Here is a 5,746-nt window from a genome sequence, read left to right as displayed (position 1 = left end):
CTATAGTTAGAATGTTTACGTAGATATAAGGAAAAATGATAACTTAAGTCGGCTTTACTCTATCATTTTATCAAAGTTAGGATAAACTTCTTATCCTAACTCTGCGTTACAATTAAGTTACAATATTGTTTTGATTCGCTAATTCACATAATATGAAAACTCAATTTAAAAAAGAATGTTCTAATAAAGAAAATGATAGAACATTAGTTGATAATCAAGTTTTCCCTATAAGTTATTTCGGTGAAAATTCAAAAACACTGAAGATACTTTTCTCTGACCTTGCTAAAGCGTATACAAATAATTTAGATCTTCAAGAGAAGATAAATGATGACAAATATTATTCTTATACAACAGAAAAGAAATATGTAGGTTTAAAAGAAATCGCCTATAACGAAGAACAACAATATTTAGAAAAAGAGTTTATAGGAGAAACTAAACAAATCGAGCCGAAGCCAATATATACTTCTCCACCTAGGAAAAAATTAAAAACTTATGATGATATTTCTTTAGCAAAACCAATTTATATATCCCGCCATTTAAATTATAACGTATGTATAAGGCAAATTAAGGGCTATGAGCCAATTTGTAAAAAAGCACGGATAGAGAAAGAAGTGATAAAGAGTCGTACTGTTACTAAATACAAGAATGTACCTGAATATAAAGAGATTCAAGTAAAAAAATTTAACGAAGTGAAATATAATGAAGATATTAATAGTATAAAGATAACCATAAAAAATTTAATATTTAAAATTTGTGATTTTCTAGCTCTTATGAAAACTATTAATTTAGAGCAAAAACAAAAGCTTCCACTAAATTTAAGTAATAAAGTAGAAAGTGATGCTAAAGCACAGTGCCTTAACGATTTAACAAAATATACTGGAGTCGAAGTAATGTTTAAATATCTAAATGAAGAGTGGAAATATTTAGAATATGAAGCACAAATATTATCGGCTTATGAAACTGAAACGATAGGTAATAACTAGTAGTGAAATGAATTGAGCTAGACAAAATTTCTATATCATCTTTTAATAGACTTCTTGCGTAATTAAACTTATGGTGAGGAATTTGCAGGAGACACGAAGCACAGGACCGCAGCGTAGTAAATCTACGTGAGGATTCGGCTATCTTCTCGACGCACAAATTACCGCTAGAAGCTAATTACGCAAGAAGTCTAATCTGTAATACACCTTACTACTTTCTTAAATACCTTAAAAATTCTTGTATTATTACCTCTCTTGCATATAATTAAGATATTTTTAAAAATAATTTCTAAAACAATGACAAATACTAAATATTATCCTGAAGTTAGCTCAAATGCAGATTTTGCAAGCTTAGAGCGAGAGATTCTAAAATTTTGGCAAGACAATAATATATTCCAAAAATCTATTGATGATAGAAATGGAGAGTCAGAATTTATTTTTTATGACGGACCACCCTTTGCAAACGGTTTGCCGCATTACGGTCACTTGCTTACCGGCTTTATTAAAGACGTATATGCTAGATACCAAACCGTAAAAGGTAAGAAAGTCGAGCGTCGCTTCGGCTGGGATTGTCACGGTCTTCCTGCTGAGATGCAATCAGAGAAAGAGCTTAATATTTCAGGGCGTCTTGCAATAGCTAATTTCGGTATAGATAAGTTTAACGCTCATTGCAGAGCTTCGGTAATGAAATATGCCGGTGAGTGGGAGCAATATGTAACACGTCAAGCAAGATGGGTGGATTTTAAAAATTCTTATAAAACGATGGATAAGAATTTCATGGAATCCGTTCTTTGGGCATTTAAAGAACTATATAATAAAGGACTATTATATGAATCTATGCGGGTGATGCCTTACTCGTGGGCATGCGAAACGCCGCTTTCTAATTTTGAAACAAGGCTTGATAATTCTTATCGTGAGCGGGCAGATAAAGCAATAACGGTGAGTTTTGTGCTAAGAGGAAAATTGTATGAGATTCCTGCTTTCGCAGGAATGACATCGGAGAAGTCTGGAGTGACAGTAGGCGGTAATTATAAAGAATACCAAATTCTCGCTTGGACGACAACGCCTTGGACATTACCGTCGAATCTTGCACTTGCAGTTGGTAGTGATATAAATTACGCATTAGTCCCAAAAAATGATATTTGTTATATAATAGCCGCCTCTTCCGTCTCTAAATATGCTAAAGAATTAGGGCTTAGCGGTGAAGAAAATTTTGAGATAATTAAAGGTTCAGAGCTTCAAGGACTCCGCTATAAGCCTTTATTCGACTATTTCAAGGATCATCCAAACAGCTTCAAGATATTTGCCGGCGATTTCGTGGTTGAGGGTGACGGCACAGGCGTTGTTCACATGGCTCCTGGCTTTGGGGAAGATGACCAAATACTTTGCGAATCAAAAGGCATCGAACTTGTTTGTCCTGTTGATAATAGCGGTAAATTCACTAAAGAAATTCCTGATTTGGAAGGCTTGCAAGTATTTGATGCGAACGACAAAATAATAATCAAACTGAAAGAGCAAGGAAATTGGCTAAAAACCGAGCAGTATATTCATAATTATCCTCATTGCTGGCGAACAGATACGCCTCTTATATATAAGGCCGTTCCGTCATGGTATGTAAAGGTTACACAGTTTAAAGATAGAATGGTAGAGTTAAATCAGCAAATAAATTGGATTCCACATCACGTTAAAGATAATTTGTTTGGTAAGTGGCTTGAAAATGCTCGTGATTGGTCGATAAGCCGTAATAGATTTTGGGGAACGCCTCTGCCTGTATGGAAATCTGATGATCCAAAACATCCACGTATAGATGTTTACGGCTCTATAGAGGAATTAGAGAAAGATTTTGGCGTTAAAGTTACTGATTTACATCGCCCATTTATCGACGAACTGACAAGACCAAACCCTGATGATCCAACCGGTAAGTCAACAATGCGTAGAATCGAAGATGTATTTGATTGCTGGTTTGAAAGCGGCTCAATGCCATACGGGCAAGCCCACTACCCTTTTGAAAATAAAGAGTGGTTTGAGGACCATTTTCCAGCTGATTTTATAGTTGAGTATTCAGCACAAACACGTGGCTGGTTTTATACTTTAATGGTGCTATCTACCGCTTTATTTGATCGCCCACCGTTTTTAAATTGTATATGCCACGGTGTAATTTTAGACGCTACCGGTCAAAAACTTTCAAAACGTCTTAATAACTATGCCGACCCGCTGGAGCTATTTGATAAATATGGCTCGGATGCCTTAAGAGTTACGATGCTCTCTTCAAACGTCGTTAAAGGTCAGGAGCTATTAATCGATAAAGACGGCAAGATGGTATTTGATACGCTTCGTTTGTTTATCAAACCTATATGGAATGCTTACCATTTCTTTACGATGTATGCTAATGCCGATTCGCTTAAAGGTAAGCGGGAGTTTAGCTCTAAAAACGTGCTTGATGTTTATATATTATCTAAGCTTAAAATAGCAGTAAGTAAGATTGAAGAGAGCTTAGATAATTTCGATACGCAAACAGCTTATCATGCAGTTTCAGAATTTTTTGAAGTATTGAATAACTGGTATATAAGACGAAGCCGAGCAAGATTTTGGAAAAGCGAAAAAGATGCAGATAAACAAAATGCTTATAATACTCTGTATTTATGTTTAGAGACCATGGCTATTGCGATGTCTGCACTAGTGCCTATGATTTCGGAAGCGATATATTTGGGTCTTTATCATAAACGACCGAACGTCATTGCGAGGAAAGACACAAGTCTTGACGAAGCAATCTCAGGACATTCTCATGAGATTGCCACGGCACTTTCAGTGCCTCGCAATGACGGGAAAAGCGTCCATCTATGCGACTACCCCAATCTCTCAAGCTTTGAGGTAAATCATGAGCTAGTTGCTACTATGGATAACGCGCTTGATATTTGTAGTAATAGCCTATTTATCCGAAGCAGCGAAAATATCAGAGTAAGACAGCCGCTTGCTAGTATAACTATTATCAGTAAACATAATGATAAACTTAAAGATTTTGAAGATTTAATTAAAGATGAAATTAATGTTAAGGCAGTAATTTATCGTAATGATTTAGAGAATTATGCAAACAAAAAATTATCGATTAATTTCCCAATGCTTGGTAAACGTCTTCCCGCTAAAATGAAAGACATTATAGCCGCCTCTAAAAAAGGTGAGTGGGAAGCTACCGCTGGCGGTTTAGCTATATGCGGCGAAACCTTAAATAGTGACGAATATAAGCTAGTTTTAGAGCCATATTCACATATCAAAGGAGCAGCAAGTTTTGAGAATAATAGTAGCTTGCTTATACTTGATTTAGGGCTAACACCTGAATTAATAGAAGAAGGAATGGCTAGAGACATTGTACGCTTCATACAACAAGCTCGTAAAGATGCCGATTTCTCTATAACCGACAGAATTTTAATTGATGTAGATTTGCCAAAAATAACTAATATTTACGGCGACTTCATTAAAGAGCAAACCTTAGGCGAATTTGCTAAAGATTTTACTCCTGATCATATTAGTGAAATCGAACTAGAAAACCACCAAATACAACTAAAGATTAAGAAAATATAACAAATAGTTAATTTACTTATATTTAGTTAATATCCTGTATTGATAATTTACCTTTATTACTATATAGTACGCACGCTATAAATTAATTTAAGGTAAATTATCATGCACAACTCCTCCACAGCTCCGAGGAAAAAAAGTTCTTGGATTAAAAGCCGTCTAGAAACTAATACAACGGAAACTACTAAAACAGAACATGTAATAACTCGAGAGTATCTAAAACAATATTTTAATGAGTTTCATCCTAAAGACGGGACAGCATTAAATATTATAGCTAGCTTAGATGATCCAAATTTAAATAAAATAAATCTTATAAATAACCTTGTATTGGATGGAGCAAATAAATACAAAGCATTAGAATTTGCACTTAAAAACAATAATAAACAAGCTGATTATTTAATTAAACATCTTAATATTGATATAATGGACTCAATACGAAATAAAAATTTAACTTTAGTAAAGTATTTTATTGAAGAAAAAGGAAGCGATGTTAATACTACTTATTTTGGTTCTAATCTACTAAGCCTTGCTGCCGGTTTGGAAGAACCTCACAAAACAGATATTACATGTTATCTTTTAATAAAAGGAGCGACTTATTTAAACATAACCTTAGAAGAAGCAAAACAAGCCGGTCAAAATGTAACTAATCTTCACAAGCAAATCTTTTTTAAAGCAATAAACGAAAACAAACTTGAAGTAATTAAAAAATTTGTTGAAATATATGGTTTTGATGTTAATACTGAATATTATTCTAACACACCGTTAAGTACCGCAATTAATTTAAAAAGCAGAAAAGAAGTTGTAAAGTATCTTATCTCTAAAAAAGCTGATACAAATGCTGCTATGTCAGTAGCAGCTACAGAAGGCAATCTAAACGGAATTAAACTATTATTAAATGCAGGAGCAAAAATTAACGGTACTGATAATGAGTCACCTTTAATGCTTGCATCGGAACATAGACACGTCTCAGTAGTAAAATATTTACTCGAACACGGTGCTGACTATAATGTCAAAGGATGGGAAAGAGATAACTTAAATAGTGATATATAGTAAATCATATAGTATTAGGTGCAATAATAAGATAATATACAAGGAAAAATGTCAACAAGTCCATATAGTGAAGATTTAAGGAAGAAAGTAATAAATTACCTAAAGAAAGGAAGGAGCCAAAAGGAAGCATCAGAAGTTTT

3 protein-coding genes are annotated in these 5,746 nt (G+C 34.0%); all 3 read left to right on the top strand.

Annotated elements, in window-relative coordinates; genetic code table 11:
- Nucleotides 1-152 precede the first annotated feature (152 nt).
- The 3 genes from AC1Z7D_RS05705 to AC1Z7D_RS05695 all read left to right on the top strand — a co-directional run bounded on the left by AC1Z7D_RS05705 (nucleotide 153) and on the right by AC1Z7D_RS05695 (nucleotide 5,606).
- Nucleotides 153-983 (top strand): hypothetical protein, encoded by an 831-nt coding sequence (locus AC1Z7D_RS05705; protein ID WP_482602752.1) that lies wholly within the window; start codon nucleotides 153-155, stop codon nucleotides 981-983.
- A 294-nt stretch (nucleotides 984-1,277) separates the two neighbouring features.
- Complete coding sequence (ileS, locus tag AC1Z7D_RS05700) at nucleotides 1,278-4,559, top strand: isoleucine--tRNA ligase (RefSeq protein ID WP_482602750.1); 3,282 nt, start codon at nucleotides 1,278-1,280, stop codon at nucleotides 4,557-4,559.
- Between the two features lie 102 nt (nucleotides 4,560-4,661).
- On the top strand, nucleotides 4,662-5,606 hold the full coding sequence (locus AC1Z7D_RS05695; protein WP_482602748.1) for an ankyrin repeat domain-containing protein: 945 nt from the start codon (nucleotides 4,662-4,664) through the stop codon (nucleotides 5,604-5,606).
- The last annotated feature ends 140 nt before the right edge of the window (nucleotides 5,607-5,746 follow it).

The organism is Rickettsia sp. (assembly GCF_965035265.1).
Note: the sequence above shows the minus strand (reverse complement) of the source record. Positions and strands in the feature narration are given on the sequence as shown.